This window comes from Coleofasciculus sp. E1-EBD-02 (genome assembly GCF_040218245.1).
Lineage (GTDB): Bacteria > Cyanobacteriota > Cyanobacteriia > Cyanobacteriales > Coleofasciculaceae > Coleofasciculus.
The window spans coordinates 1-25,514 of the sequence record NZ_JAVJQN010000169.1 but is presented as its reverse complement, the minus strand read 5'-3'; the positions used below and the strand labels follow the sequence as shown (position 1 = coordinate 25,514).

Below are 25,514 nucleotides of genomic sequence, written 5' to 3'. Positions count from 1 at the left end.
TCAGTATAAACGCCGAAGTCAGCCTGATTATCCTTAACCTAATCAATTACTGAGATTCGATGAGTTCTAGAGCTTGATTTAAAGCTTGAGACGCTCGATTCCCTTGTCTGGCTTTTGCTAATTGAGCCGCCACACGACCTAAAACTTCAGCTTTAAAATGCTTTCCTTCAAGGGATTGAGCAAGTTGCAGAGCTTGGTCATAGCGTCCCGCTTCAGCTAATTTTATCGCAATTCGTCCTAACATTGTTGTTTTGTATTCTCCTGACAGCGGTTGAGCAAGTTGAAGTGCTTTATCATAGTTTTCTGTTTCAGCTAATTTTACTGCTATCAGGTCTAAAATCTTAATTTGTACGTCTTGTTCAAGAGATTGGGCAATTTTGAAGACGGCTTCGTATTTTCCTGCCTCAACAAGTATCTTGAGTATATTAGAGAATGGCCAATTTCCATTAAATTCATCAATCATGATTTGGATAAACCATAAGACTTGATCATGGTCTTCAGTTTCAACTAACTTACTTGCGATCTCAACTACTGTCCCAGTTTGTTCTAGATTTCCTTCAAGAGATTGTACTAGCCGTAGAAGGTGGTTAGAGTTTTTAGCTTTGACTAATTCAACAGCAATATCAATTAATGCTTCCTTTTTCGCGGTTTCAATGGCGTAATGTTCTGAATTAAACTTGTCATACTCAATAGATTCCAACAGTTCTAAGGCACGATCATGGTCTCCGACCGTAGCAAATCCTACCGCAATCTTCGCTAATGCTTTAGGTTTCGCATTTTTAATGGATAAAGAATCTGAATTTAATTGGTCAAACGGAATAGATTGAAATAACTCTAGGGCGCGACTAGGATTTCCATTGGCGGCGAATTCTATTGCAATACCTGTTAGTGCTTTAGCTTGATATTCTTTCTTATCCAGAGATTCAGCTAACTCGAAAGCACGATCATAGTCTCCGGCGGCGGCAAATTCAGCAGCGATACCTGCTAATGCGTAGGCTTGATCATCCTTCTCTTCAAGGGATGCAGCTAACTCCAATGCGCGATTATAGTTTCCAGCGGCGGCAAATTCAACAGCGATACCCGCTAATGCGTAAACTTGATATTCTTTGTCCTCTAAAGATTTAGCTAACTCCAATGCACGATTATAGTCTCCAGCAGCAGCCAATTTAGTAGCGATAAATGCTAATGCATCAGCTTGCAGCTTTTTATCGTCAATAAATTGAGCGAAGCGTAAAGCAAAATCATAGTCTTCTGTTATAATTAATCGATAAATTACATTATATAAAAACCAGTTATTATTGCTCTCCAACTTTTGAATAATTTGTAAAGCTTGATTGTTCTTGTCAGACATAATTAACTGCCAAATTATAAAATCCAAGTCTCCGCTACTAGGATAATTAGAATTTATTATTATCGATTGAATCGATTCAGCTAGTTGTATCCCTTTATCATCTTGTCCGGCTAGAACTAACTCAGCAGCAATGTCAGTCAAATTACTCAAGACATCACTAAACTCCTCGACGTTAGACAAATCGGACTTCATGAGTATAGATTGAGCCACTTGTAAGGCTTGGTCGTATCGTTCCACTTCAACCAACTTAAACGCCATGCCAACTTGCACCAGGTTTTTATAGCGTTCAGAAGCAATTGATCGAACCACTTCTAGTGCTTGGTCGTATCGTTGGGCTTCAACTAACTTCAGCGCTATACCAGCTAACGCTGAGTTTTGATAGCGTTCCGATGGAATCGAGTTGGCGATTGCCAAAGCACGAGAGAAAACCTGTTCTGCTGTATCAGATTGTCCAACTTGAGCATAATCGATCGCGATTTCCGATAATATGTTAATTTCTCGTAAGTCTGACCGAACCGTTTTAATTAACCCTAAGGCTTGGTCAAAAATCTGCCTAGCCCGATCCGTTTGTCCAGTTTGAGCCAATTGGTTAGCGATCCCAGCTAGAGCAATGGCTTGGTCTGGTCTTTCCTGAATCGATTGAGCCAGCGTTAAACTTTGCTCATATTTTCTGACTTGAGCTAACTGGATCGCGCTGTCAACCTTAGAGTTAATGGATTGATCAAATCGTAGTACATCCTCAGCGAAGTAACTTTCAGACGTGATAAATTGAGCCAATAGCCAAGTATTATTTTCTGCTCCTGATGCTAACGGTTGACTCAAACATTTCGGCAATAGATGAGATCGAAAACGATTCAAGCCAATCTGTTCCGCCAATCTTGCTATTAGCTCACATTCTCCGATTTCCATTAACCAATAACTTATGACGCTCACGAATCGCTCTTTGTACTCGTTATACTGAATTGCTTCAACGAAGGGGAGCAATGATTGATATTGTTGGGCTTCGATTAACTGATTGGCGAGGTCATATAATAAGCCTTGGTGTACATTCTCTTGCTGATCGGGTAATTGCCTCAGTTGCCCAACCTGATCAACTAAGACTGGGTTAAACGTTTCAGCATCCCCTGACGCGATCGCAATTGTTGCCAATGTCCAAGCTTTGAGTAGCTTATTTTCAATAGACTGAACCACGTCTAGGGCTTGCTCCTCTTCTCCAGCTTTTGCTAAACTTACGGCAATCGTACTGAATGCCCAAGCTTGAGCTGCATCGGATGAGATAGATGGGGTTAATTGTAAAGTTTGAGCGAAAAGAGGCGGCGTTTTATCCGCTTGTCCGGCTTTCCCTTGCTCAACCGCAAGTTCAGTCAACACCAAGATTTTTGAGCAAGGCGACTGAATGGATTGAGCTAGCTTTTGGGCTTGGTTATAGTCTCCAGCTTCTATCAACTGAAGCACGATTTGAAGTAAACTTGTTGCTCGCTCAGGTTCAGATTCAATCGATTGGACTAGCTGTATCCCTTGGTCATGGTTTCCGGCGACTACTGAGTTGATCGCAATGTAAGCGAGTGCTTTATTTTTCTCAGGTTCAGACGTAATGGTTTGGGCGACTTGTAAGGCGCGGTTATAGTCTCCATCTGCAGCTAATTGGGCGGCGATATAACTGATTCCTTGGTCGGGATGCAGGTAAAATGAGTCTGGCGCGGGATCGGATTCGATAGATTGAACCAGATCTAACGCTTGGTCATAGTCTCCCGTATCCGCTAATATGGCAGCCAGATAAACCAATGTACTGCTTTGCTGCTGCGGGGATTGAATGAATCGGGCAAATCGTAAACCTTGGTCATCGTTTCCCGTGGCTGTCAAGTTGATGGCAATCGCCGCTAAAACTGTCGTTTGCAACTTTTCGGAGTCAAAGGATTGAGCCAGTTGCAGAGATTGATTGTAGTTTCCCGCTTCTGCTAATTTGACCGTAATCGTCTTTAACAACCTAATTCGTTCTGACTCAGATTCAATGGATTGAGCAACTTGTAAGGCTTGTTGTAACTCTTGGGCTTCTATTAAATTGACAGTAATTGCTACAAACGCCTGAGTTCGTTCTTGCTCAAATTTAATGGACTCAACCATCTGCAAGGCTTGTTGAACGTCTCCAGCGTCTGCTAATTCGACTGAAATGTTCAGGAATGCCTTGCTTCGTTCTGGTTCAGATTCGATAGATTGAGCGACTTTTAAGGCTTGTTGGATATCTCCAGCGTCTGCTAATTCAACTGAAATGTTCAGGAATGCCTTGCTGCGTTCTGGCTCAGATTTAATCGATTGAGCGACTTGTAAGGCTCGTTGAAAGTCTCCAACTTCTGCCAATTTGACAGCAATGTCGAGCAGTAAGGGTTCTCGGTAATTGTTAAGGTTAGCAGAGTGGGCAAGCGCCAGGGATTGTTCAAAGTATCGGTAGAGGTTGATTGAGTTGGCAAGGTCAAGGGCTTGGTCTAATTCGCCGATGTCAGCCAATTTAGCTGCAATAAACGCTTCAGCTTTGATTGCGGCGAATACTTCGGTGGCTAAGGTTTCAGTGGCTAAGTCGTCGGCACTCCCTGCGAGTTGTCCTGTAGTTACGACATTTCCCCCCACTCGTGTTACTGGTGGGGGTAAGGTTTCCTCTGGAAGACGCAGTATCAGAGTTGGGGAATCGGGTATCACTTCTGGACAAAACCACCCACCCAGTCTTTGCGATCGCGTTTCTTTTTTTTTGACCGATAGAATCGGGAGACTTTGCACAAAATAGGCAGAAGAATCGGCAGTAAAATCCGGAGAAACAGGGGATTGGGTAATGTGGGATTTATTCAAAGTTTTGGGTTGAGTGGGAAAACCAACAAAGTTATTGGAATTATCTCTGATTTCATCTCTCTCTAAGGGCTTCCTTAACTTTGCCGCATTGGGAATACTGGCAGCACTTAAGAGTGGACGAGGAATCAGTAACGCCCAGAGGATGAGCAGAAAAAAGACGCCATTTTTAGATTTCATCGTTCTTAGGAAAACACAACTTTAGTTCAGAAGCATGGCGGAACAGGTCAGAGACTCATTAAGTGTTGTAAATCACCCTCAAATCCTTACTGTTCCCTGTTCCTTCCTAATCTCAACCGTTAACTTTAATGAAAGTCCACCTACTTAAGAGAAAATTCCGTCTCAGTGCCTCAACCCAACCTAAAAAGTTGCCATGCACCCTTAAGTCATAACCAAAATAGCAACTTGGTATTACAGGTTAAGCTGTTATGCATTTAAATTGGGAATGGGCAGTGACCAAGATGGTTGCACCACAAAGATTTCGTAGTTTATAACATTATGGTTTAAATGCCAGACAGCTTATCTAAGTCCTATGGAAAATATCTCTACCCTTTCGCGTAGCTTTGGACTATATTTGATCAAGTGTAATTTGTCAAATAAATATTCCATTTTTTACAAAAATACATGCATCCAACCTCTACGGTTTTCGGCGCTTTAATAGGCTTAGGCTAATGTAACGTAGCAAGTTCGCTCAATCAGGTATTTCAGCGAATGGCAAGTCGGAGGCGTTGAAAAATAGACACACCAATCCCAAATTTTTAATTCTACCAAATCGCTGAACCAACGCAAAATCGTAGCTAATTGAGAATTATTCTCACCGTTTTTTTGCCCGTAACGTTCTGTAAAGCAACAAATCTCTCATCTAAATCCACTCCTAAGAAAAGTTTTAATTATCACCGACAGACTAAACTCTGAACGAATCCCCGATCTGTGATAATGGATCACGAGATCCCCCAGTTATCGAGGAAAAAGCCATCAAAAAAAAACTGTATCCAAGACTACGAAACATAATCTAATGCGAATCTTATTTTTGCATTCCAACTTTCCCGCCCAATTCCGTCACCTCGCCGTTACCTTGGCGCAAGACCCGCGTCACCAGGTTGTCTTTGGCACAACCCGCAAAGAAGGTCAATTACCAGGTGTTGCCAAAGCTATCTATGCACCCTCCCGCCAAGTCCGTCCAGAAACCCATCACTACGTCCGCCCCTTGGAAAATGCAGTGCTGCAAGGGCAAGCGGTTTATCGCCTGTGCGAACAACTCAAAGCCCAAGGGTTTATTCCTGATGTGGTTTACGGTCATTCCGGTTGGGGTCCGACATTCTTTATCAAAGACAGTTTCCCGAAGGCGAAATTGTTATGCTATTTTGAGTGGTTTTATCACGCTCATGGTTCAGACGCTGACTTCGATCCAGCAGAACCCCTCAACGCCGACGACGAAGCCCGGATTCGGATCAAAAACGCGCCGATTCTGATTGATTTGTACACTTGCGATCGCGGACTTTCTCCCACCCATTGGCAGCAGCAACAGTTCCCCCCAGAGTATCGGGATAAAATTACGGTACACCATGATGGCATTGACACCAACTTTTTTCAACCGAAACCGGGACACAAATTAGTTCTCCCTCGGTTAAATTTAGACCTATCTCACGTCGAGGAACTTATCACTTATGTCGCCAGAGGGATGGAACCCTATCGCGGCTTTCCCCAGTTAATAGAAACCATAGCCTTACTGCAAGAAAAACGCCCCAATTGCCATGCAGTTATCGTTGGGGAAAATCGTGTCGCCTATGGGAAATCGCTTCCGGATGGCAAAACTTATAAGGATGCCATGCTGGAAAAATTTTCCCTGGATCTTAACCGCGTTCATTTTACCGGGTTACTTCCCTATCCCGATTATCTGCAAGTGTTACAAGCCTCTACGGTTCATATTTATTTAACCCGTCCCTTTGTTTTATCCTGGTCAATGTTAGAAGCTTTATCAACAGCGTGTTTAGTGGTGGCGTCGAACACTGCACCTGTAACTGAGGTTATCCAGGATGGGGTTAATGGTTTATTAGCCGACTTTTTTTCACCCCAAGCCATTGCTGAACGGGTGGAAGAGGTGCTGAATCATCCTAACGGGATGGCGGCGCTGCGAGTTCAAGCGCGAAAAACGATTCTGGATCGTTATGATTTATCTCAATTATTAGTGCAGCATATCCAGTGGATCGAACAAACAGTTTTATAGCAATCGCCATAGCGGTTAGGACGTATCATTGGGTAGCATCCTTTATAAGTATGGCATCACCTTGCTCAGGAAAAATGTACCCTTGCTCCCCCAGCTTCCCCAGCTTCCCCCGCTCCCCCTCACTACAACACTTATTCAGCAGCCCCTAATTACCAATTACGAGGATCAAGTCGGATGATGTTTAATTCTCGACAACTTCGCCGCATGGCAATTGCAGTCATTGCCATTTTAGTGACGATTCTGATTCCCATCACCCATTCAACGGCATCAGACGTTCCGTTCTACTGGGATTCCATCAACGTAGAAATGGATGTTCAACCCAATGGTGATATCTGGGTAACAGAAACACAGCATTATGTCTTCACCGATGATTATACCAACGAACGATATCGCTACATCCCTCTGAACAAGGTGGATGGAATTATCGATGTTACAGTTACAGAGAATGGGCAACCTTTAGCGACGACGACAGGAATTGAAAACAATCAACTTTGGATTCGCTGGCAGCATCCTCTCAACCCACCTGAATCTCATGTTTTTGTAATCAAGTATCGAGTCATTAGAGGGATACAAGTCAATCGTGACAAAAGCCAGATTTACTGGAAAGCCATTTTTGCTGATCGCCAAGTACCTGTTCAATCTGGTAGTGTTACCGTTCACTTACCCGAAGTCCTCTCAGGTCAAGTCCTCGGTTACACATCCTATGGAATTCCCGCTACTCGTCGAAGTCTTGATGGTAAAACCTTTGAATTTGTTGCCAGTCAAGCATTGCCACCTGGACATGAACTCGAAGTACTAATCATCTTTCCTTCGTCGATTTTGAATCTTCCTCAACCCCAATGGCAGCAAGTTCAAATTCAACAACAGCAATTGAGTCAAATTAAACAGTTTTTCGTATCTATGCTCCGGATCTTGCTACTCATGCCATTCATTCTTATATTCTTTGCATTCATTATTACATTCATTAGTATGCCTATCAGAACAATTCTTGCCCGCCGATGCCCGCGTTGTAGAAAGCTGACGCTCAAAACTCGGTCTCAAGTCTTGGTTTATCCAACGTCCTCTTCCAATGGTAGAAAGCGAGTGACTCAGCATTGTAACAACTGTTCTTATCATCACACAGTTGAACAAACTATCCCCTATACTACCTCCCATAGTGGTGGCATCGGCGGCGGTGGCTGTGGCGGTGGTGGCGGCGGTGGCGGCGGTGGCGGCGGCGGTGGCTGTGGCGGTGGTGGTGGCGGCTGTGGCGGTGGTGGCGGTGGTGGCGGTTAAACTGAAGTTCCCCTCCGGGCACGTTGAGTTTGATAGCATCCTTCCTATAGTCCCAACTCGACTCCCAACGGCGCGATCGCATAATGACCCCGTTCATTGGCAGGTAGGAGTTCATAAACCCAGAACTTCCCTGGTACTGCTAGCTTTGAGCGGATTTTGGACTTCCTCTGGTTATTTGTCTATTAAGTTTTGCAACAACAACGTCTCTTTGGCATAAAATCACCCTGAATTGTCAGAGTTGATCAGCAAAGGCTGCTAACTACCGATCGTGACATAAAGGGTTATTTTACGAGAGTCAAATCGGATTATGTTTAATTCTCGACAACTTCGCCGCATGGCAATTGCAGTCATTGCAATTTTTGTGACTATTCTGATTCCCATCACCCATTCAACGGCATCAGACTTTCCGTTCTACTGGGATTCCATCAACGTAGAAATGGATGTTCAACCCAATGGTGACATGTGGGTGAAAGAAACACAGCATTATGTCTTCACTGATGATTATACCAACGAACGATATCGCTACATCCCTCTGAACAAGGTGGATGGAATTACCGATGTTACAGTTACAGAGAATGGGCAACCTTTAGCTGCGACTACAGGAATTGAAAACAATCAACTTTGGATTCGCTGGCAGCATCCTCTCAACCCACCTGAATCTCATGTTTTTGTACTCAAGTATCGCGTCATCGGCGGGATACAAGTCAATGGTGACAAAAGCCAGGTTTACTGGAAAGCCATTTTTGCGGAGCGCCAAGTACCTGTTTTATCGGGTACGGTTACTGTTCACTTACCCGAAGTACTCTCAGGTAAAGTCCTCAGTTATACAGCCTATGGAATTCCCGCTACTCGTCGAAGTCTTGATGGTAAAACCTTTGAGTTTGTTGCCAGTCAATTATTACTACCTGGACATGAACTTGAAGTACAAATTATCTTTCCTGCGTCGGTTTTGAATCTTCCTCAACCTCAATGGCAGCAATTTAAACAATTTTTCGTCTATATGCTCTGGACCTTACCATTCATTGGTCTAACTATCAGAAAAGTCCTTGCCCACCTATGTCCGCGTTGTAGAAAGCTGACGATGAGCAAAACTCGGTCAACGTCCTATTTTTCCTATTTCAGGGGTAGAAGGCGAGTGACTTACTATTACTATTGTCCAAACTGTTTTTATCATCGCACATCTAAAAAGGCTATCTCTTGGGGTGGTGACAGTGGCGGTGGTGGTTGTGATGGCGGTGGCGGTGGCGGCGGCGGTGGCGGTGGCGGTGGCGGCGGCGGTGGTGGCGGTGGTGGCGGTGGTGGCGGTGGTGGCGGTGGTTAAACTGTTTGGCTAATAATTATGTCTATTACATATTAGTTTGGCAAAGGTTGTCCATTGTCATGCAGCTATACGACTTATCTCATCCCTCGTTTCATACTCACACCTTAAAATGAATGGCACGCTCCTTAAGGTTGGTGGGCAATGCCCACCCTACGGGATATCAAGAGTTTCGGCGATATCAAAATGCACGCTTTTCAGTGCCATTCAACTTAAAATCCAGATTAGCTTAGCGCGTGGCGTTGAGCGTCTAATAACTCCTGGATTCCTATTTCTGCCATATCAATTAACTGATTAAGTTGAGTCCGACTAAAGCTTTCTTCTTCCGCTGTTCCCTGAATTTCAATAATATTTAATTCGTCGTTCATGACAATATTGAAATCCGTTTGTGCGGCGACATCTTCTTCGTACTTCAAATCCAAAAACGGCTCACCCGCCAACAATCCCACCGAAACCGCCGCGATTTGGTGACGGATTGGCGATCGCTCTAATTCTCCAGCTTGGACTAATTTATCTAACGCTTCAGCTAGGGCGACGTATCCCCCAGTAATCGAAGCGGTGCGGGTTCCTGCATCAGCTTGCAACACATCCGCATCCACAAAAACGGTGCGTTCTCCCAAGGCGGTTAAATCTACAGCCGCTCTTAAACTGCGTCCAATCAATCGTTGAATTTCTTGAGTTCGACCCGATAGTTTGAGTAATTCCCGGGTTTGGCGTTGGGGTGTGGCGCCGGGAAGCATCCGATACTCGGCGGTTAACCAACCACTACCTGTTCCTTCGAGAAATCGAGGGATTCCCGGCTGAATGGTGACATTACACAACACCTGGGTATCACCGCACTTGGTCAATACAGAAGCTGGTGCAAACTTAGTGAATCCGCGTACAAAACTGATGGGACGGAGTTGGTTGGGTTGGCGATGATCAGGACGTTGCCAAGACATGGTAGTTAAGTAGGTGTGAACAATTAAAGTTAACGGTGGGGATTGTCATTCGTCATTCGTCATTCGTCATTTGTTTATGTAAGGGTTTGAGGACTATTGACATAACTTGTCGGGTGTTAGGTTTATTTCCACCAACCTACTTATTTCCGATTCAAAAAATTTTAATCGTCCAGTTCAAGTTTGTGCAAGATATTCTGCTGAACTTGCTCTGGCGGTTGGTCACCGTTTATCGTCAACAGCTTTTGACGATAGTCATAGTACTCCAGGATGGGAACCGTGCGCTCGTGGAATAACTCGATGCGGCGCGGGACAATTTCGGGATGGTCATCCAGACGAGACTTGGTTGATGTGGTGCTATCTTGAGCTTGGTTTTGGGATCGCTCCACGGAACGAGTCATCATCACGGATTCGGGTACGGTTAAGTAAATTGCCCAATCTAGCTGCTGATTTAAGTCCTCCAGCAGAAAATCCAATTCCTCGGCTTGGAACGCGGTACGGGGATACCCCTCCAACACCCACCCTTTCGCCGTGTCGGGTTGCATCAGGCGCTGGCGCATGAATTCGATCAGGATTTCATCTGGGACTAATTCTCCCTTCTCGACGTAGGGCTGCGCCTTACGACCTAAGTCAGTTTGAGATGCGATCGCGCGACGCAAAATGTTACCACTGGAAATTTCTACCATACCGAGATGGCGACACAACTGTCGCGCCTGTGTGCTTTTCCCTGAACCTGGACCTCCCAGAATCACCAGTCTCACGATAATAGCTCCTCTGTTCCTAGCCTGGACAAGTCTTTCATGACAAATGTTGCACAAATCCTTTGCATCTGGGCAGGTTTTGACACTACTGACCGTCATTTTGCCACGAATCCCCGTGGATGAACATTCTCCAGATTAAGGTATTTTTCCCCATCTCCCTCCTCTTCTCTATCTTCCTCATCTCCTTCATCTTCCCTTCGGAACTCACTCTTGACGGACTTGTAGATATGGTGTTTGATTAGGGATGCCACTGAAAAAAATACGCTATATCTTGTTCGCTGCATCGATTAAATTTCTAGTTACGGTTCCTTGAGGTACTTGTGGGTTTTGTGATACAGTGACAATGTAGGTAGGAATCGGGAAAAAGGGAGGACGTGTTGGATTTGATTTAAGTTGTAAACGGCTAGAATTCCCAGCCCAAAAGGATTCGGTGGAATAGCGGCTTTGGGCGATCGCTCCAACATGGTTAAAAGCGAATTCTGCCAAAAAGCTGTCTAAAGCGACCAATAGACACTGATCGAGGAAGGCTTGAGCAGTGTCCATTAGATTCATTGCTCTTTAATAGTTGACTATGGTTTCCCAGTTAGAAACTCCTACCCTTAATTCAACCCATCCCTTGACCTACACGCTAGAAGGGTTGGTACAAGTCTTTACCAGTTCCCAGCGCAGCTTTTTTACCAATGTGATAGCTCAAGGCTTGAGAATAGCTGGACAGGGGACACCAGTGCTGGTGGTTCAGTTTCTCAAAGGGGGTATTGGTCAAGGACACCAGCATCCAATTCGGTTAGGACAGTATTTAGAATGGATTCGCTGTGACTTGCCGCGATATATTGATACCCCAGAATTAGATGAGGCGGAACATAGTTCGCTCAAGCAGTTGTGGCATCATACTCAGCAGGTCGTGTATGAGGGGAAATACTCTGTCGTTGTCCTTGATGAATTGAGTTTAGCGATCAACTACGGCTTAATCCCCCTCAGTGAAGTATTGAGATTTCTGGAAAGTCGCCCTAGTTCCGTGGATATTATTCTCACAGGACCCGATATGCCCCCAGAACTTTTGGAGGTGGCTGACCAAATTACAGAAATTCGTCGCAGTCATCAGCCTTAGCCGCTATAAGCTGAAGCGGTGACAAGTTACTTGAATAGTAGGCAGGGTGTGGGGTGTGGGGTGTGGGGTGTAGAGAAAAATTGAACCCCTCTGTTAGTTTGGTACAGAATAGAGTAGAACACTGTACAATGTTTACCTGAACGTGTTTTGTCGCTCATTCAAGGTACAGTGACATGGCAACGGAAGCGAGAGCGGTTCGTTTCCAGCTTGGAAACATTGAGGTTTCTGGTTATCAGCTAACCTCTGATCAGGATCAGCGTTTGTTGTTCACCCACAGGCAAATCGCCGAAGTCGTGGGTAAAAGCAAGGGGACAGCGCAAAAGTTTTGTAAATCCAACGAAAACAACTTGCCAGAAACGGTTAGGACAGTGGTTCCGGACAAACCGAGACCGATCGCGTTATCATCCTGGGATGCAGCCGTAGCATTTTGGCAATATCAAGCGGATGCAGGGAATGAGACGGCAACGGCTTTAGTGGAAGCGGCGAATGCTACATCCTTAGAGACTCTCCAAATTAAAACAGCCAGTGATATAGAGTCAGTTGAGACTCCCTATCCCAAAGACATCGACGGTGCGATCGCGGAATTACCCCAAACCGATGAATTCCCCCTGGATAACCAACTCCAGCAACTGGATCAGGGGTTACGGTTAATCGCCAAATGGTTAGAAGAAGCGGGATTGGATCAACGTGCGATCGCGTCTTGGAAATTGAATGTACTCACCCAGCGTTTTCCGGCGTTAGCCAGTGCTGCGAATCAAGCGCAGCAGCTTTTAGTCACTCATTCCCAGGAGGAACCCTCCGGGATGATCGCCTCACAAGTGGCTGAGAAGGTGTCAGAGCAATTAGGACGAAAAGTTAAAGCGGCTCAAGTCAACGCCGCACTCCATGAATTAGGCATTCAGGAATGGACTAAACCCGGTTCGAGGGAGCGACGACTCACCGAGAAAGGAAAAGCATACGGGCGAGCCATGCTAGCGACATCCAAAACCAATGCCTGGAGTGGAGCGCAACTGCGATGGTTTGATAATGTTGTGCCGTTGTTATGTGAATATTTGGCAACTTCCAAATAAAATATGTCCCAGTTCCACCAGCTTTAGCCGTAATCTATCGGTAATGACAGAGGTTGTGTTGGATTCTCGGCACTCCACTGCTCTAGAATCTTTTGCAAACGAGCTAAGGCATCTTCATCGCTACTAAACTTAATTTCAGAAATAACAGTGGGGATACCTCTAGGAAACCGTGATATATTCTTATCTTTTTCGTACAGTAGAATCAACGGGATATTATGGATTTCTGCATAAGCTAATTCCATACCAACGCCAAAAGAAGGACAACCCAGGTAGGCGATGACTAAATCTGACGAACTAACTTGGCGCTTGTCTGTCTCAAAAACTTGTCGAGGGCTAACATCAGGGTTATTAATCGGATCGGTTTTGAGATGGGGAACATAGACTTGAAATTCCATCGTTTCACAAAGCGCCCCAATCGCTTCATAAAATGCCTTGAGTTTTAAAGGGTTTTCAACTCCAGTTAACGCACCTGAAATGTAAATATGTGCTTGAGTTTGATTCATAACTTAATGAATAAAGACACCTAAGTTAATTAGTTAATTCAGGATGATTTATTTAAAAGATATTATTTGGCTTTTAATATCTCGACAACAAAAGGACTTATACCACCGATAACAGCCGCTAAAGAAGCGCCTATCACTGGATCAATTAAAGAGGTTACAATACCAATAGCTAAAGCGACAACAGCAAAAGAAGCCATCCCGAATAATCGATTTTGACGTTCCCGTCTTTCCCTCTCTTTCTCTTCTTTTATTTCTCGCTCCTGTCGTTGTTTTTCTTGATTAGCCTTCTCTCTAAGCTGCTGTTTTTCTCGACTAGCCTTTTCTATAAGCTGCTGCCAGATGTCATCTCTGTCAGGAGGTCTTCCAACAGACACTTTAGCTTGAGACTCTACTCTGAAAAAGCAAACTGTGCAGAAAGAATCTCCCAGTCGAAGTTCTACAGGACTATCGCGATAGTTGTGGCAAGAAATTAAAAGTTTACCAGTCCATCCGGGATCTACAGTAGTAGAGATGTGAGATAATCCTTGAGAATTAACCCGTGTAGCCATGGCATGAATAGTTGCTCCCACCTCCCTGGATAAAGTTATAGACTCCAACGTCTCAATCACTACTGTATCCCTAGGTTCAATTTCAATTCCACCGTCTCTTTCAATATTTTCTTCACGTTTATTATTCCAAGAAAATCCTTTTTTTCCAACTCGCAAATCATAACCAACAGGTGTTAAATACTTTTTCTCAAAAGGCTCTATTGAGATTCCTGTATCTGGATCTCTCTTTTGAGATTCTAGTTGTTTTTCAATATCAACATCGCTAAACACAGTTCCTTGACCTCAACTATTAGTTTGGGTATGAGATAACGGTTATACGCTAGCTCTAGCAACAGACGTTGGATTTAATAAAAATGATGCCGCTCTGTTTGCTGTTTCATCAGATAGCTGAATTTTTTTCAGGGTAACTAAACCCTCATTGATAAATGAATCTCTAACCAGAATACTGCCTCCACTGTTAAAGGGAGTTTCATAAAAGACTTCATGGATGCCAGCAGAAATGATCAGTTTTAAACAAGAAAGGCAAGGTTCTAGGGTGACGTAAATACTAGCATCAGTCGTCGCAATGCCATGTTTAGCGGCTTGTGCCAGCGCATTGGCTTCAGCGTGAACAGCACGAGATGGCATCTCTTTGCTAGCATCACAGCTACTTAAACCTGGGTAGCAATATCCCTGTTCTGTACAATGAGCTGATCCGGCGGGTGATCCATTGTAGCCAGTGGCTAAAACTTGTTTGTTTTTAACAATTACTGCACCAACCGGAAAAGCCAAGCAAGTTGAGCGAGTAGCGGCAAGTTTTGCCAGCATGAGGAAGTATTCATCCCATGTTGGTCGCTCTTGATTCAATGGTGTCATTTACTATCCTGACTATAGGGCGTATTCGTTTTTAGTGATTCTGCGGCTTTTTGTACCTCCATTCCCAAATAAGCGGCATGATCGGGTTGAATAGCTGGGGAAGCTGCACAAATTTCCCTGATCAGCGTTAGGGGATTTTTGCCTGAATAGCACGCCACGACTTCGCCACTACCAGGAGTTGTTTGTTTAACAACGATTTTGTTGGCGTTAATTTCAATTAAAAAGTTACCTACAGGGTCATAAAAGTCTCGATTCCGACAAATTGCAGGATATTGTTTTCGGATTAATTGATCCGCATTTTCCCATGTGTCATCATAAATATGAGCGCTCTGACTGATAGTAATCAATGGTCCCATTCGCAAATCATAACTAGAGCGTTGGGCGATTTCGTCTCGGATATACTGTTGTAGGGCGCGTAGTCCCATGGCGTTCGAGGGCCACGCCATGTACATATCATTACTGCGGAGAGTCGCGGTCAGTGATAACTCATTATCAACAACCCTCGCCCAAAGGTGATTCAGGCAAGGACTACCCCCTTGTTCGTGGTCTTTAACATCCCACAGAGACATCACGGCACTCGCCGCATCAATTTCTCCAATTAATTTGGTAATAATCTGCTCAATTTGGTCTTTGCCAAACCACGAACGGAGACGTTGACCGTAAGTATATTTCACACCTTCTCGATAAGGCGCATCATCTAAAATTTGGTGAATGTATTCCTGAATAAAAGCGCGATCGCAGGGTAAATAGTTGGGTTCAGGGAAATAGAACCCTGGAGGTTCATCCGTCACCACCGCCATTAAATCAATTAACTCTTGCCATTGCCCATCATAACCCGTTGGTCGAAGGGTTCCGGTTGTTTTAATCCGATGAATGATTTTCACCCAGGTTTCGGCAATTGTCTTGCCTTCGATCCGATGTCCGTAACGTGATCCAGGTAAGACGGTTGGCACGGCTTCTGTTTGGGGAAATTCTAGCGGCGCACCCCAGGGTTCAACCCTATCCCTAACCGCATAAGACTTAACCTGACTCACGGCTTCAGCTATTGATTTCGCCTCTTGCCACTCCACCGATTGCCGGAGAGTTTCCAAAGCATTAGCCTCAATTTCAATATCGATATAGCCAGGAATCGCAGACCGAATCACCCAACAGCGACGCCCTGTATCGCTGAACCCTTCAGTAAACCCATGGCGGAAGAAATCTAATAAGCATATCCCACCCCCAGCATTTTGGTCTTCCTTCGTGGCGTTGAGAACCAGAAGGTAGCGGACATGAGGATTCGCTAATAGATTCCGGATCAGCAGGCTGATACCCCGTGTCGGACTATAGAGTTGACCGATAACAGCAAACTCATAAGGTTGTAACTGTTTCGCGATCGCATGTTTAACTGTCCAACCTGTAACCACTGCCGTCTGACCCGTACCATAGATAAGCTGGTTGGGTTTGTGTAGGGGTTTGTACTGGAATTGAGTGATCTGAGCGCTAGCTGTCATAGGAGGCTGCGAGTTAAGAAATCTCTAGCCTACAATAGCAAAGAACCGGAGTTAAACAGCAGGTAAACGCACCTGAAAGCAGCTTCCTACTCCAACCTGACTCGTCACCGTGATTTTCCCACCATGACGCTGCGCGATCGCAGCAGCAATAGCTAAACCCAACCCTGTCCCCCCCTCGCGCCGAGAACGGGCTTTGTCCGCCCGCCAGAAGCGATCAAACACAAAGGGTAATTGTTCTCGCTCAATGCCAATTCCGGTATCTTTAATACTCACAATAGCAAAACGATTAGTTTTGGCTAAAATCAGGTCTACTTTCCCTTGACTCGGCGTATATTGAATCGCATTTTCCAGCAAGTTACAAAATAAACGACTCAGTTGTGATTCATCCCCTACCACAGAAACTGTGGCTAGCCACTGAAAATCGAGTGTCACCTCTTTGTCTTGTGCAAAAGGTTCTAACAACTCCAGCAAGTTCTTTAAAATCTTATTCAGAGAGATTGTGCTTTTCTCACGGCTAGGCGTTGATATCTTACTATCGTTTCGCGCTAAAAAAAGTAAGTCTTCTGATAAGTGACTCATCTGATCCGTAGCACTCGCGATCGCCGCTAACTTTTTCGCATCCTTGGGATGAATTCGTTCCGGATGATTTCGCATCACATCAACCGATGCTTTAATCGCCATCAAAGGACTGCGTAACTCATGAGACGCATCCGCCGTAAACTGTTTAAGTTGCTGAAAACTTTGCTCAATTGGCTCCACCGCTTTCTGTGTCAACCACAGTCCACCCAAACCTACTAAACCTAACCCCATAACACCACCCATTCCCAATCCCCACAGCATTTGGCGTTGGACGATTTGGATATCCTCCATCGATTGCGAGGCGCGAATATACCCTTCTAGAGAGGGCTGATTGGGAGTTGAGCCATCTTTAAACACAGAAATGGTATACGTGCGAACTTGTCTAGGCTTTTGCTTTTCCTCTTGAGTTTGAGAACCGACTCGGAGTCGAGAGTCCAACTCTAGAGCACCTCGACTTGCCAAAAGTTGACCCTTGGCATCAAACCATTCTAAGCTTTGCTGATCCCGATTAAAAATATCACGCCAGGGAACCGCATCCACTTGATTAAGATATTGAGGTCCCTTCATTTTCACAGGCGTAAACGAGGCGGCGGCGGCTTGAGCCAGAGTCAATAGTTTTTTATCCAGTTGGTAATAAAGATTGCGGCTAACAAAGACATAAACTCCCGTGCCAAAGAGACTCAAAATTGCTGCCATTACAGTTAGGTAAGACAACAATAGACGCCAGCGTAAACCTTGAAACATTCTAAGAACTGTAGAGACGTAGCATCCTACGTCTGAGTTTTGACTGTGTAGGGGCGGGTTTATGTGCTTTCGTTTCACTATGTATAATAACATTTATTCAAAACCCGCCCTGACCGAGCGTAGGGGCGGGTTTTACCGATAACCTTGAGGAGAAAACCTCTAACTGAACTCAACCCGCCCTGACTAACTTATGATGTTTTAATTATAAATTTTTCCCAAGTATCAATCACTGTTTTAAACGATAACCCAAACCATAAACCGTTTCAATCAAATCACTGGGAGCGCCGCCAGCTTCAAGTTTCTGTCGCAAACTGCGGATATGCGCTTTCACCGTCGCTTCTTCCGGGAGTCGCTCAAAGGGCCACAGGTGTTCTAAGATTTGAGCGCGGCTAAATACACGACGACCATGGCGTAAGAAAAATTCTAACAACGAATATTCTTTGGGTGAAAGCGATAAGAGGCGATCTTCATAAAAAACTTCACAGGTACTTGGATCTAACCGTAGTTTACCCCACTCCAATACCGGGGGGGCGGTGGAAACACCCCGACGCAGTAAAGCTCGAATGCGAGCTGATAACTCTTGCAGGTCAAAGGGTTTAACCAAATAGTCATCAGCTCCTGCATCCAATCCCACAACCTTATCCGTAATTGTATCCTTTGCCGTTAGCATCAGAATCGGAGTGCTACAGCCTTGGGAGCGTAGTCGCCGACAAAGTGTAATCCCATCGATTTTGGGTAACATAATGTCGAGCAAAATTAAGTCATAGGTGACAGAATCAGAGAGATTTAACCCCTCCTCTCCATCATGCGCCACATCGATCGCATAATGTTGATCGGTGAGATCTTCTTCTAGGGCATCGGTAATGCGCTCATCATCTTCCACGAGTAAAAGTCTCATCTGTGCACCTGTTACTTAATAGAACCTATCTCTCCCAAGGTAAGCTGTTCACGTTCTGATCAAGCTAGGTTTAGGGCGTAGCCTCACCGTCTTCTTCCTCTCCAGGCATAGCCTCTTCCTCTCCAGGCATAACCTCAGTTTCACCTGCTGGAGTTGGCTCTTCTACACCCGTCTCATCAGGTGTAGTTGTATCAGTCTGACAAGCTCCCAGCAATGATGTCAAACCCAACAACAGTGAAAAAGCGATAATCTTCAGCTTCACAGCATTACCTCCTAAAATTTTCCAAATTCAACCTTCTTACCGGGGTAATCAAGTTGCTTATACGTTTCTACTTGGCGTTCATCGCCGTTAAACCCTTAAACAGCCCTGAATTTTTCGGGTTCATCTGCCAAGTTAAACTCAAAAAGTAAAAAACTCGATAAAACCGCCCAATAGTTTCCGCCTTGCCATAAAACCCGTAGCCACTCCGGTAGGCATCATCCTGTCATGAGTCCGATCTCCGACGCCCTAGCTTCAAGTCATACCAGACGATCATCCCGATAAAATCGATAAAATGAATAATCATCTTGAAACGGATAATCATCAATAACATGATGGATAATACCGCTATCAATCAAAATTTGTCCGATGCGAATCGCTTCTTGTCGAGAACCCTGAGTCCGTTGTGCTAGCCATTCCACGGCTTCTGCACCAATGAAGCATTGAGGATAAAGATTTCCTCGATAACGGCGGTCTTTTATTTCTACACCATCTGCACCCCGCATCGCTGCAACTAATGCTTCAATTTCTGTCTCGGTTAGGGTTTTGGCTGGAGTGATTGTCCGGGATACTGATCCGGATATCTCAGTCGTAGCCGCCAGGGAATCTTGCGGTTGAGAAAGGGGAGTAGGGTGGGATTGATTCCCATTCGTCGGCTCAATTGATCGAGGAGACGATGTTGATGCATCCCGATATAATAACAGGTTAAAAATTTCGTCAAGTTTAGGCGATCGCAGATGTAAATCCCGTTGCGGAAAGGGAATCTCAATCGTATGATGACGCAGACATTCTTCAATCCGATAGTTGAGATCACTTTTAACTTTAAACTGTTTCTTCGGTTCTCCTGTCCACACCAGTAAATCAAAGTCCAGGGAACTCTCCCCAAACCCTTGAAACCATACCTGAGGCGGCGGTTGCAGCAGCACTTCGGGATGATTTTTCACGGCTTCGAGTAACGCGGTTTGGACTTTATCGATATCTGATCCATACGCCACACCCACAGGAATCCGCAGCCGAGAAATCGGATTCCCGTGACTCCAGTTAATTACCTCAGTCTCTAAAAAGCGTGAGTTGGGTACGATAATCGTAACTTGATCTAACGTACAAATCTCCGTACTACGTGCGCCAATGCGTTCTACGGTTCCCAGTAAATCACCGACTTTGACAAAATCGCCGATTTGGATGGGGCGTTCAAAGGTAATAATAATCCCGCTAATAAAGTTATTAGCAATATTCTGCACCCCAAAACCAATCCCCACACCGAGGACACTGGCAAGAATGGTTAAAGACCCAACATCTAAACCCCAAATTTGTAACAGGACAATCCATCCGAGAAAGGTGAGAACATACTGAGTGAGGACAGTAATCACCTCTTGCAATCTGGGTTCAGCCCCGGTGTGCGCTAAGACATAGGATTTAAACAACTTGGTGAGAGAACTAACCGCAAACCACAATCCAACAGTCAAGCCCAAAAGCAATAGTAATTCTAGGGCAGAATATTTACTACTACCTAAGCTAATCACTGGCGCATTAAGAATACCAAAAACCTTAGCGATAAAATCGAATAACTCATAGCGCCAAATCCGACTGGCGGGAAACAAATCGGTCACATAATAGGCGATCGCGATCCATAATCCGCCCTGTAACCCTAGTTGGGCAAGGCGTACCATGAATTGGGCGGGATCTTCCCAGGCGTGAAAGGAGGAGGTGGGTTGTCCTAGCCACACTCTCAAGCGATGAGACACCCATTTTCCCAGAAACAGTAAACCCAGATGAATCGCGATCGCAACCAGTATCGCCCCAAGGACAAAGCCTAACGCCTGACGAATATAGGCGGGCGATCGCTCAAATTGGGCTTGTACAAATGCCTTTTCCAGAATTCTCTGCCAAATTCGGGCTTGCTGAAGAGCCGTTAGTTCTGGTAGGACATCCTTGTCGGTTACAGTGAGTAAATGGTCTGACTCAAGCAAGGAAGGAATAGTTAGCGTGGTTTGATCCTCTGTCTGATTCACTTCAACGCTTGCAGGTTGAGAGGATTGCACCGCTTGCGCCAAAATATCGTTGATCCGCTTTGCCCGATTTTCTGCTGTATAGTTATTATTTAAACTTCTTACCTGCAATAAAACGCGACCATCTAGCACGATTGGTGCTTTGTCATTATGATTGGTTGGGGATGTTTGGGCAAAGCTGGGAAATGGGTTCAGTGTTAGCAGCAGCGTCAATAACCCTAACAGGATAAACCGCCAACGTCTTAGAGGGAGCCGGGGGAGCCGGGGGAGTAGGGGAAGCCGAGGGAGCAGAGGGAGCAGAGGGAGCTGAGGGAGCAGAGGGAGCTGAGGGAGCAGGGGGAGCAGAGGGAGCTGAGGGAGCAGAGGGAGCAGAGGGAGCAGGGGGAGCAGGGGGAGCATTTTTAGAGATGGGTTATTTTCACAAATGACTACTAGCGCCAGATTTTAAAAATCACTAATTGGGTAAATTAATTGGATAAATTTAATGCTTCATAAGCCAGGGTGAAGGATTGTTGATCATGTTGACGAAACCTGTTAAAACTTGGTTGTAAGTCCCATAAACTTCTCGACCGACTTGAATATCCATATAGCTACATTTAACAGCAAACTCTATCCAAGTTTGAGTTTCAGCCGCTTCTGCTTCACAGTCATTCAATTTAGCAATAAAGGCAGCTTCATATCGTCTTTTACGCCATGCTTCTGCTAGATTGGCACAAACTGAGCGAGAAGAACGACGAATCTGGTCAGTTAAAGAATATCGCTCCTCTACAGGAAATTTTTTAGATAACTCGAAAATTATCATGGCTGAATCAAACGCCATCTTATAAACTTCTAAGTCTCTATGGCTTTTCAACATGTTTCTACTCATCTTCCTCGACTAAACCAAATACTTACTACTCAAATAAACTCTAAGTTAGTCCTCCCCAGCCTTCCCAACTCCCTCAGCTCCCCCACTTCCCCCGCTTCCCCCGCTTCCCCCGCTTCCCCAGCTTCCCCCGCTTCCCCCACTTCCCCCGCTTCCCCCGCTTCCCCCGCTTCCCCCGCTTCCCCCGCTTCCCCCGCTTCCCCAGCTCCCCCCGCTTCCCCAGCTCCCCCATCTTTATTTCACCAGACGACTACTAGACGGCTCTGTGGGCGACGGTTGGGGGCGCGATCGCTCTAAAATAGTGCTGGCTACTGCCCATGCGCCAAATGTGGTTAATAAGAGAACGCCGATTCCAATCGCCCAGATCACCACTTTCTTTTGGGGGATAGACTTCATCGACGGCGTAAAGCTGGATACGTTGGGACTCTGGGCGGTGGCGTTGAGATCATTGCTGTGGACTAAGGTGGCGGTCATTTTATAGGGACCCATCCGTAGGGTATCTTTAAAGGAAATGGGTTGATTGGCTTGGCGCAGGGGTCGCCCATTTAGAAAGGTACCGTTAGCACTACGTTGATCGGTAATATAGATTTGGTTATTTGCCATCGTAATCAGGACATGAAACCGGGAGATCTCTGGGTTCGCCAGTTCTAACCGAGATACCGACTCTCCTCCCCAATACTCTGGCATTTGATCCAATTCTCGACCGATCGCGATCGGTGCAGCTAAGAGCGATCGCTTAACTTCCCCCATTTCTGGATCTTCCCAGGTTAATTGAATATACATAGACGTGGTAGACCTCGAACACCTGTTATAGTAATGGTTCCCGTTTTTTGAGTGATAATGTAGACATTTGCTGAAACCGCAACGCCTGTTGTCACGTCAAATTTTTTGGGTCGTCGATTCAACAATCGGGTAAAGGATTCTGAATAAGGATAATGATGATTAGGTCACTATCAAAATCATATCGTTAAAAATAATTAAGATAGTAGGTCAAGGCTTCAGTTTTCCTGTAATGAGCGGTAGGGCATGAGCTTTAATCTTTTCCGTCGATTTCAATCCACAAATACGGATCAACCTCTCGGTGGACGCTATAAAATCGAGTGTCAACTGGGAATAGGCGGATTTGGTCAAACCTTTCTGGCGCAAGATCTCCACTTACCTGGACATCCCCAATGCGTGATTAAGCAACTTAAACCTAAAACCACTGACGCCGCCAGTCTGGAAACCGCTAGACGCCTATTTGACACCGAAGCTCAAGTCCTCTATCAACTGGGTAATCATGACCAAATTCCCCGGCTGCTGGCACATTTTGAAGAGAATCAAGAATTTTATTTAGCACAAGAATTAATTCTTGGCAATCCCCTCACCCAGGAATTTAAAAAAGGTCAGCAATGGTTAGAATCTAAAACTATTGCCTTACTACAGGATATTCTCCAGGTTTTGGCGTATGTCCATGAGCAAAATGTGATTCATCGCGATATCAAACCCTCTAACCTGATTCGCCGCCAACAGGATGGCAAAATTGTCCTAATTGACTTTGGTGCGGTGAAGCAAGTTACCACTCAATTTAGTCATCCTCAAGGACAAACCAATTTAACTATTTCCATTGGTACTCAAGGCTATGTTCCTAAAGAACAGTTGGGTGGACAACCCCGGTTTAGTAGTGATGTGTATGCAGTGGGTATCTTAGGGATTCAAGCCTTAACCGGGACACATCCCCGACTGCTGCGGGAAAATCCAGAGACAGGAGAAATTCAGTGGCGTGATTTAGCCCCTCATGTTAATCTCAACTTGGCAGAGGTTTTGGATCAGATGATTCGGTATGACTTCCGCGATCGCTATCAAACCGCCACCGAAGCCTTAGACGCCCTGCAAAGCCTATCCAGCGATATCCCAGCCTCCGATACAACGCAACGATTACCCGATTCCTCAGACACCACAGCATCGCTTCCAGAACATTCAAAACCTCTCTCCTTGCAGGAGAGAGGTTTGGAGAGAGGTTTTCCAGATTCCCCAACCACATCCCCCTCAGACACCAGTAGCACTCAGTTACCCGAAACTTGGCGGAATTCCCAACCCGCATCCGGGAGTTCAGTCCCCACCATTGTTACACCCGGTTCCAACCCAAAACGAGGGCTGAATCTGTGGTGGGTTGTAGCAATTTTAGGCATTGTCGGCGGAATTGCTGGAGTCGCGACAACACGGCTGATTCCGCAGTTTACCAGCAAAACGACGAATCAGAGTCAGGAATTAACTGTTAATTCTGCGAACTCTGCAACTCAAGCCTCCCCCAGATCATCCCTTGAATCTTCCTCCACGGAGGAGACAACGACGAATCCCAGTTCAGACTCAGAATCACCTACGTCTGAACAGCCTACTCCTGATACACCAAAACCCAATAACCAATCCTCTCCTGTTCCTTCACCGGAATCAACTCCTTCCCCTTCTGTGAAAAAGTCACCCCCAGTCACTCAAAATCCTGCACCCCCCAAACCAGCAACGTCAACACCAACTCCCGTAGCGCCAAAGCCAACAAAGGTTCAGCCAACACCATCACCTGTTCCATCGGCTTCTCCTTCCCCTAATACCGCCAATGCCAAAACCCATTGGCAACGCTGCTATGATTTAAACACTCAGGTTCGTCCAACCGAAGCGATTCAGGCGTGCGATCGCGCCTTAGCCATTAACCCTGATTATCCGGAAGCGTTATGGAGTAAGGGTGCGGCGTTGGATCAGTTGGGAAGACATCAAGAAGCGCTAAACCTCTACAAAAAAGCCACAACCCTGAAGCCAGATTTTGCCGAAGCCTGGATTAATCAAGGCGTGGCGTTGATTTTATTAGGTCAACCGGAGAAAGCGATTCCGGTTCTTGATCGCGCCACTCAGCTTAAACCCAATTCTGCCAACGCCTGGATTAACAAAGCCGAAGCCTATATGGAATTAGAACGGTTCGATGACGCGATCGCGTCTTTGAAAAAGGCGCTGGAAATTCAACCTAATAATGAATATGCTGCAACGATGTTAATCGCAGCAGAAGCGAAGAAATGAAACCCCTATCTCACCGGGGGTTAGCCCGGAACTAAAGAAGAAGAAGCCCGGAACTAAAGTTCGGGCTAAAAGCTAAAACCTGTTAAAACGGGTTAAAATATAGCACTACGCACTAAGGTTAGGACAAATGAAGAAAAATTCAAATACGCTCAATCCCTTGTCAGGTAAGCTTTTGTCTTAACTATTGCAAGAAAGCCTATTGCAAGAAAGTTGAGCGCGTAGCGTTATATGTAGCATTTGCCAGACTGAAAAACCTGGAAATGTTTATACTATTCCTTGATGAACTTGTCGAATATATGGCTGCATATCGGCGTTAACTGGATACTGAAATTGCTGATAATGAAGCCACTTTATAGGAGAATATATCAACGTGAACTGATAGAATTTGAATCTTGATTATCTAGAAGCCTATCACCTTTAGTTGAAACGGTAGGGGCGACCCGCTTGCATTAATTAAAAACGCTCCTCCACTCAATATGATCGGGTCGCCCTTTACTCAAGCCCATCATAAAGTCAATTGTAATGGTGTGACACAGCTAAAATAGTGGAATAGGTTGTAGGTTTGGTTTCGACTTCGCTCAACCCAACAGAATCTAGGGCTAAAGCCCTTACTACAAGCCGAATGTCGGAGCGATCGCGCAATTGGACAAACTAGATCTAGTTGCCTTGTCTAACCAATCAATTAGTTTTAAAGTTCCCTCTCCCAGGTTTTGACTTTCTTCAAATATTTGATGCAATTCTTCTTTTAATGAATGCATAATTCCAATTAAAGGCGAAGCTTCTTTGATTCGACCTCTTCTTCTGTTAATTTATTGTTTTTAGCTACA

General features: G+C 45.2%; 22 protein-coding genes and 1 pseudogene. 7 read left to right on the top strand and 16 right to left on the bottom strand.

Going from position 1 to position 25,514, the window contains the following annotated elements; all coding sequences use genetic code 11:
- Positions 1-46 precede the first annotated feature (46 nt).
- On the bottom strand, positions 47-4,369 hold the full coding sequence (locus RIC07_RS26895; protein WP_446397194.1) for a hypothetical protein: 4,323 nt from the start codon (positions 4,367-4,369) through the stop codon (positions 47-49).
- An 835-nt stretch (positions 4,370-5,204) separates the two neighbouring features.
- Here RIC07_RS26895 and RIC07_RS26890 point away from each other — a divergent pair.
- The 4 genes from RIC07_RS26890 (at position 5,205) to RIC07_RS26875 (ending at position 9,012) form a co-directional block, all read left to right on the top strand.
- Positions 5,205-6,416: a glycosyltransferase family 4 protein gene (locus RIC07_RS26890; RefSeq protein WP_446397193.1), complete on the top strand. Its 1,212-nt coding sequence runs from the start codon at positions 5,205-5,207 to the stop codon at positions 6,414-6,416.
- Positions 6,417-6,590: 174 nt separating this feature from the next.
- Entirely contained in the window at positions 6,591-7,691 is a 1,101-nt protein-coding gene (locus tag RIC07_RS26885; protein WP_446397192.1) for a DUF2207 domain-containing protein, read from the top strand.
- Positions 7,576-7,908, top strand: coding sequence for a hypothetical protein (locus tag RIC07_RS26880; protein ID WP_446397191.1), 333 nt, complete (start codon positions 7,576-7,578; stop codon positions 7,906-7,908). Before RIC07_RS26885 ends, RIC07_RS26880 begins: the two co-directional genes overlap by 116 nt.
- A gap of 90 nt (positions 7,909-7,998) precedes the next feature.
- Positions 7,999-9,012, top strand: coding sequence for a DUF2207 domain-containing protein (locus RIC07_RS26875; RefSeq protein ID WP_446397190.1), 1,014 nt, complete (start codon positions 7,999-8,001; stop codon positions 9,010-9,012).
- A gap of 221 nt (positions 9,013-9,233) precedes the next feature.
- On the opposite strand, the gene rph is transcribed toward RIC07_RS26875, so the two are convergent.
- The 4 genes from rph to RIC07_RS26855 all read right to left on the bottom strand — a co-directional run bounded on the left by rph (position 9,234) and on the right by RIC07_RS26855 (position 11,260).
- Complete coding sequence (gene rph, locus RIC07_RS26870) at positions 9,234-9,950, bottom strand: ribonuclease PH (protein ID WP_446380832.1); 717 nt, start codon at positions 9,948-9,950, stop codon at positions 9,234-9,236.
- A gap of 161 nt (positions 9,951-10,111) precedes the next feature.
- Positions 10,112-10,708, bottom strand: coding sequence for an adenylate kinase (locus RIC07_RS26865; protein ID WP_446397189.1), 597 nt, complete (start codon positions 10,706-10,708; stop codon positions 10,112-10,114).
- A 95-nt stretch (positions 10,709-10,803) separates the two neighbouring features.
- Positions 10,804-10,992: a hypothetical protein gene (locus tag RIC07_RS26860; RefSeq protein ID WP_446397188.1), complete on the bottom strand. Its 189-nt coding sequence runs from the start codon at positions 10,990-10,992 to the stop codon at positions 10,804-10,806.
- Complete coding sequence (locus RIC07_RS26855) at positions 10,973-11,260, bottom strand: hypothetical protein (protein WP_446397187.1); 288 nt, start codon at positions 11,258-11,260, stop codon at positions 10,973-10,975. Before RIC07_RS26855 ends, RIC07_RS26860 begins: the two co-directional genes overlap by 20 nt.
- 19 nt (positions 11,261-11,279) lie before the next feature.
- Here RIC07_RS26855 and RIC07_RS26850 point away from each other — a divergent pair, with 19 nt between their 5' ends.
- Together RIC07_RS26850 and RIC07_RS26845 are read left to right on the top strand one after the other, a co-directional pair.
- Positions 11,280-11,816, top strand: a complete 537-nt coding sequence (locus RIC07_RS26850) for a P-loop NTPase family protein (protein WP_446380836.1) — start codon at positions 11,280-11,282, stop codon at positions 11,814-11,816.
- A gap of 173 nt (positions 11,817-11,989) precedes the next feature.
- Positions 11,990-12,886, top strand: a complete 897-nt coding sequence (locus RIC07_RS26845) for a hypothetical protein (RefSeq protein WP_446397186.1) — start codon at positions 11,990-11,992, stop codon at positions 12,884-12,886.
- 23 nt (positions 12,887-12,909) lie between these two features.
- Here RIC07_RS26845 and RIC07_RS26840 read toward each other — a convergent pair whose 3' ends face one another.
- The 10 genes from RIC07_RS26840 to RIC07_RS26795 form a co-directional block, all read right to left on the bottom strand.
- Complete coding sequence (locus RIC07_RS26840; RefSeq protein ID WP_446397185.1) at positions 12,910-13,389, bottom strand: nucleoside 2-deoxyribosyltransferase; 480 nt, start codon at positions 13,387-13,389, stop codon at positions 12,910-12,912.
- A 62-nt stretch (positions 13,390-13,451) separates the two neighbouring features.
- Positions 13,452-14,207: a dCTP deaminase gene (locus RIC07_RS26835; protein ID WP_446397184.1), complete on the bottom strand. Its 756-nt coding sequence runs from the start codon at positions 14,205-14,207 to the stop codon at positions 13,452-13,454.
- 42 nt (positions 14,208-14,249) lie between these two features.
- Positions 14,250-14,792 (bottom strand): deoxycytidylate deaminase, encoded by a 543-nt coding sequence (locus RIC07_RS26830; RefSeq protein ID WP_446397183.1) that lies wholly within the window; start codon positions 14,790-14,792, stop codon positions 14,250-14,252.
- Positions 14,789-16,285 (bottom strand): thymidylate synthase, encoded by a 1,497-nt coding sequence (locus RIC07_RS26825; RefSeq protein ID WP_446397182.1) that lies wholly within the window; start codon positions 16,283-16,285, stop codon positions 14,789-14,791. Before RIC07_RS26825 ends, RIC07_RS26830 begins: the two co-directional genes overlap by 4 nt.
- Before the next feature lie 51 nt (positions 16,286-16,336).
- Positions 16,337-17,608, bottom strand: a complete 1,272-nt coding sequence (locus RIC07_RS26820; protein ID WP_446397181.1) for a sensor histidine kinase — start codon at positions 17,606-17,608, stop codon at positions 16,337-16,339.
- Between the two features lie 226 nt (positions 17,609-17,834).
- Entirely contained in the window at positions 17,835-18,506 is a 672-nt protein-coding gene (locus RIC07_RS26815) for a response regulator transcription factor (RefSeq protein ID WP_446397180.1), read from the bottom strand.
- 70 nt (positions 18,507-18,576) lie between these two features.
- Positions 18,577-18,768 carry a hypothetical protein gene (locus RIC07_RS26810; protein WP_446397179.1) on the bottom strand — a complete coding sequence of 64 codons (192 nt, stop codon included), beginning with the start codon at positions 18,766-18,768 and terminating at the stop codon, positions 18,577-18,579.
- 257 nt (positions 18,769-19,025) lie between these two features.
- The gene (locus RIC07_RS26805; RefSeq protein WP_446397178.1) at positions 19,026-20,906 is read right to left on the bottom strand and encodes a mechanosensitive ion channel domain-containing protein; all 1,881 of its coding nucleotides are present in this window, start codon (positions 20,904-20,906) and stop codon (positions 19,026-19,028) included.
- A gap of 349 nt (positions 20,907-21,255) precedes the next feature.
- Positions 21,256-21,630 (bottom strand): four helix bundle protein, encoded by a 375-nt coding sequence (locus RIC07_RS26800; RefSeq protein ID WP_446397177.1) that lies wholly within the window; start codon positions 21,628-21,630, stop codon positions 21,256-21,258.
- Between the two features lie 243 nt (positions 21,631-21,873).
- Complete coding sequence (locus RIC07_RS26795) at positions 21,874-22,422, bottom strand: FHA domain-containing protein (RefSeq protein WP_446380851.1); 549 nt, start codon at positions 22,420-22,422, stop codon at positions 21,874-21,876.
- Positions 22,423-22,665: 243 nt separating this feature from the next.
- Here RIC07_RS26795 and RIC07_RS26790 point away from each other — a divergent pair, with 243 nt between their 5' ends.
- The gene (locus RIC07_RS26790) at positions 22,666-24,687 is read left to right on the top strand and encodes a protein kinase domain-containing protein (RefSeq protein WP_446397176.1); all 2,022 of its coding nucleotides are present in this window, start codon (positions 22,666-22,668) and stop codon (positions 24,685-24,687) included.
- 662 nt (positions 24,688-25,349) lie between these two features.
- Here the strand turns inward: RIC07_RS26790 and RIC07_RS26785 are convergent.
- A pseudogene (locus RIC07_RS26785) lies at positions 25,350-25,478 on the bottom strand (ISL3 family transposase); the annotation flags it as partial.
- Positions 25,479-25,514 lie beyond the last annotated feature (36 nt).

What these genes read in the sequence shown, in the direction of transcription:
- RIC07_RS26895 (WP_446397194.1), bottom strand. Translation starts at nt 4,369, where the DNA reads ATGAAATCTAAAAATGGCGTCTTTTTTCTGCTCATCCTCTGGGCGTTA.
- RIC07_RS26890 (WP_446397193.1), top strand. Translation starts at nt 5,205, where the DNA reads ATGCGAATCTTATTTTTGCATTCCAACTTTCCCGCCCAATTCCGTCAC.
- RIC07_RS26885 (WP_446397192.1), top strand. Translation starts at nt 6,591, where the DNA reads ATGATGTTTAATTCTCGACAACTTCGCCGCATGGCAATTGCAGTCATT.
- RIC07_RS26875 (WP_446397190.1), top strand. Translation starts at nt 7,999, where the DNA reads ATGTTTAATTCTCGACAACTTCGCCGCATGGCAATTGCAGTCATTGCA.
- rph (WP_446380832.1), bottom strand. Translation starts at nt 9,950, where the DNA reads ATGTCTTGGCAACGTCCTGATCATCGCCAACCCAACCAACTCCGTCCC.
- RIC07_RS26860 (WP_446397188.1), bottom strand. Translation starts at nt 10,992, where the DNA reads ATGCAGCGAACAAGATATAGCGTATTTTTTTCAGTGGCATCCCTAATC.
- RIC07_RS26855 (WP_446397187.1), bottom strand. Translation starts at nt 11,260, where the DNA reads ATGAATCTAATGGACACTGCTCAAGCCTTCCTCGATCAGTGTCTATTG.
- RIC07_RS26850 (WP_446380836.1), top strand. Translation starts at nt 11,280, where the DNA reads ATGGTTTCCCAGTTAGAAACTCCTACCCTTAATTCAACCCATCCCTTG.
- RIC07_RS26845 (WP_446397186.1), top strand. Translation starts at nt 11,990, where the DNA reads ATGGCAACGGAAGCGAGAGCGGTTCGTTTCCAGCTTGGAAACATTGAG.
- RIC07_RS26840 (WP_446397185.1), bottom strand. Translation starts at nt 13,389, where the DNA reads ATGAATCAAACTCAAGCACATATTTACATTTCAGGTGCGTTAACTGGA.
- RIC07_RS26830 (WP_446397183.1), bottom strand. Translation starts at nt 14,792, where the DNA reads ATGACACCATTGAATCAAGAGCGACCAACATGGGATGAATACTTCCTC.
- RIC07_RS26825 (WP_446397182.1), bottom strand. Translation starts at nt 16,285, where the DNA reads ATGACAGCTAGCGCTCAGATCACTCAATTCCAGTACAAACCCCTACAC.
- RIC07_RS26820 (WP_446397181.1), bottom strand. Translation starts at nt 17,608, where the DNA reads ATGTTTCAAGGTTTACGCTGGCGTCTATTGTTGTCTTACCTAACTGTA.
- RIC07_RS26815 (WP_446397180.1), bottom strand. Translation starts at nt 18,506, where the DNA reads ATGAGACTTTTACTCGTGGAAGATGATGAGCGCATTACCGATGCCCTA.
- RIC07_RS26800 (WP_446397177.1), bottom strand. Translation starts at nt 21,630, where the DNA reads ATGTTGAAAAGCCATAGAGACTTAGAAGTTTATAAGATGGCGTTTGAT.
- RIC07_RS26795 (WP_446380851.1), bottom strand. Translation starts at nt 22,422, where the DNA reads ATGTATATTCAATTAACCTGGGAAGATCCAGAAATGGGGGAAGTTAAG.
- RIC07_RS26790 (WP_446397176.1), top strand. Translation starts at nt 22,666, where the DNA reads ATGAGCTTTAATCTTTTCCGTCGATTTCAATCCACAAATACGGATCAA.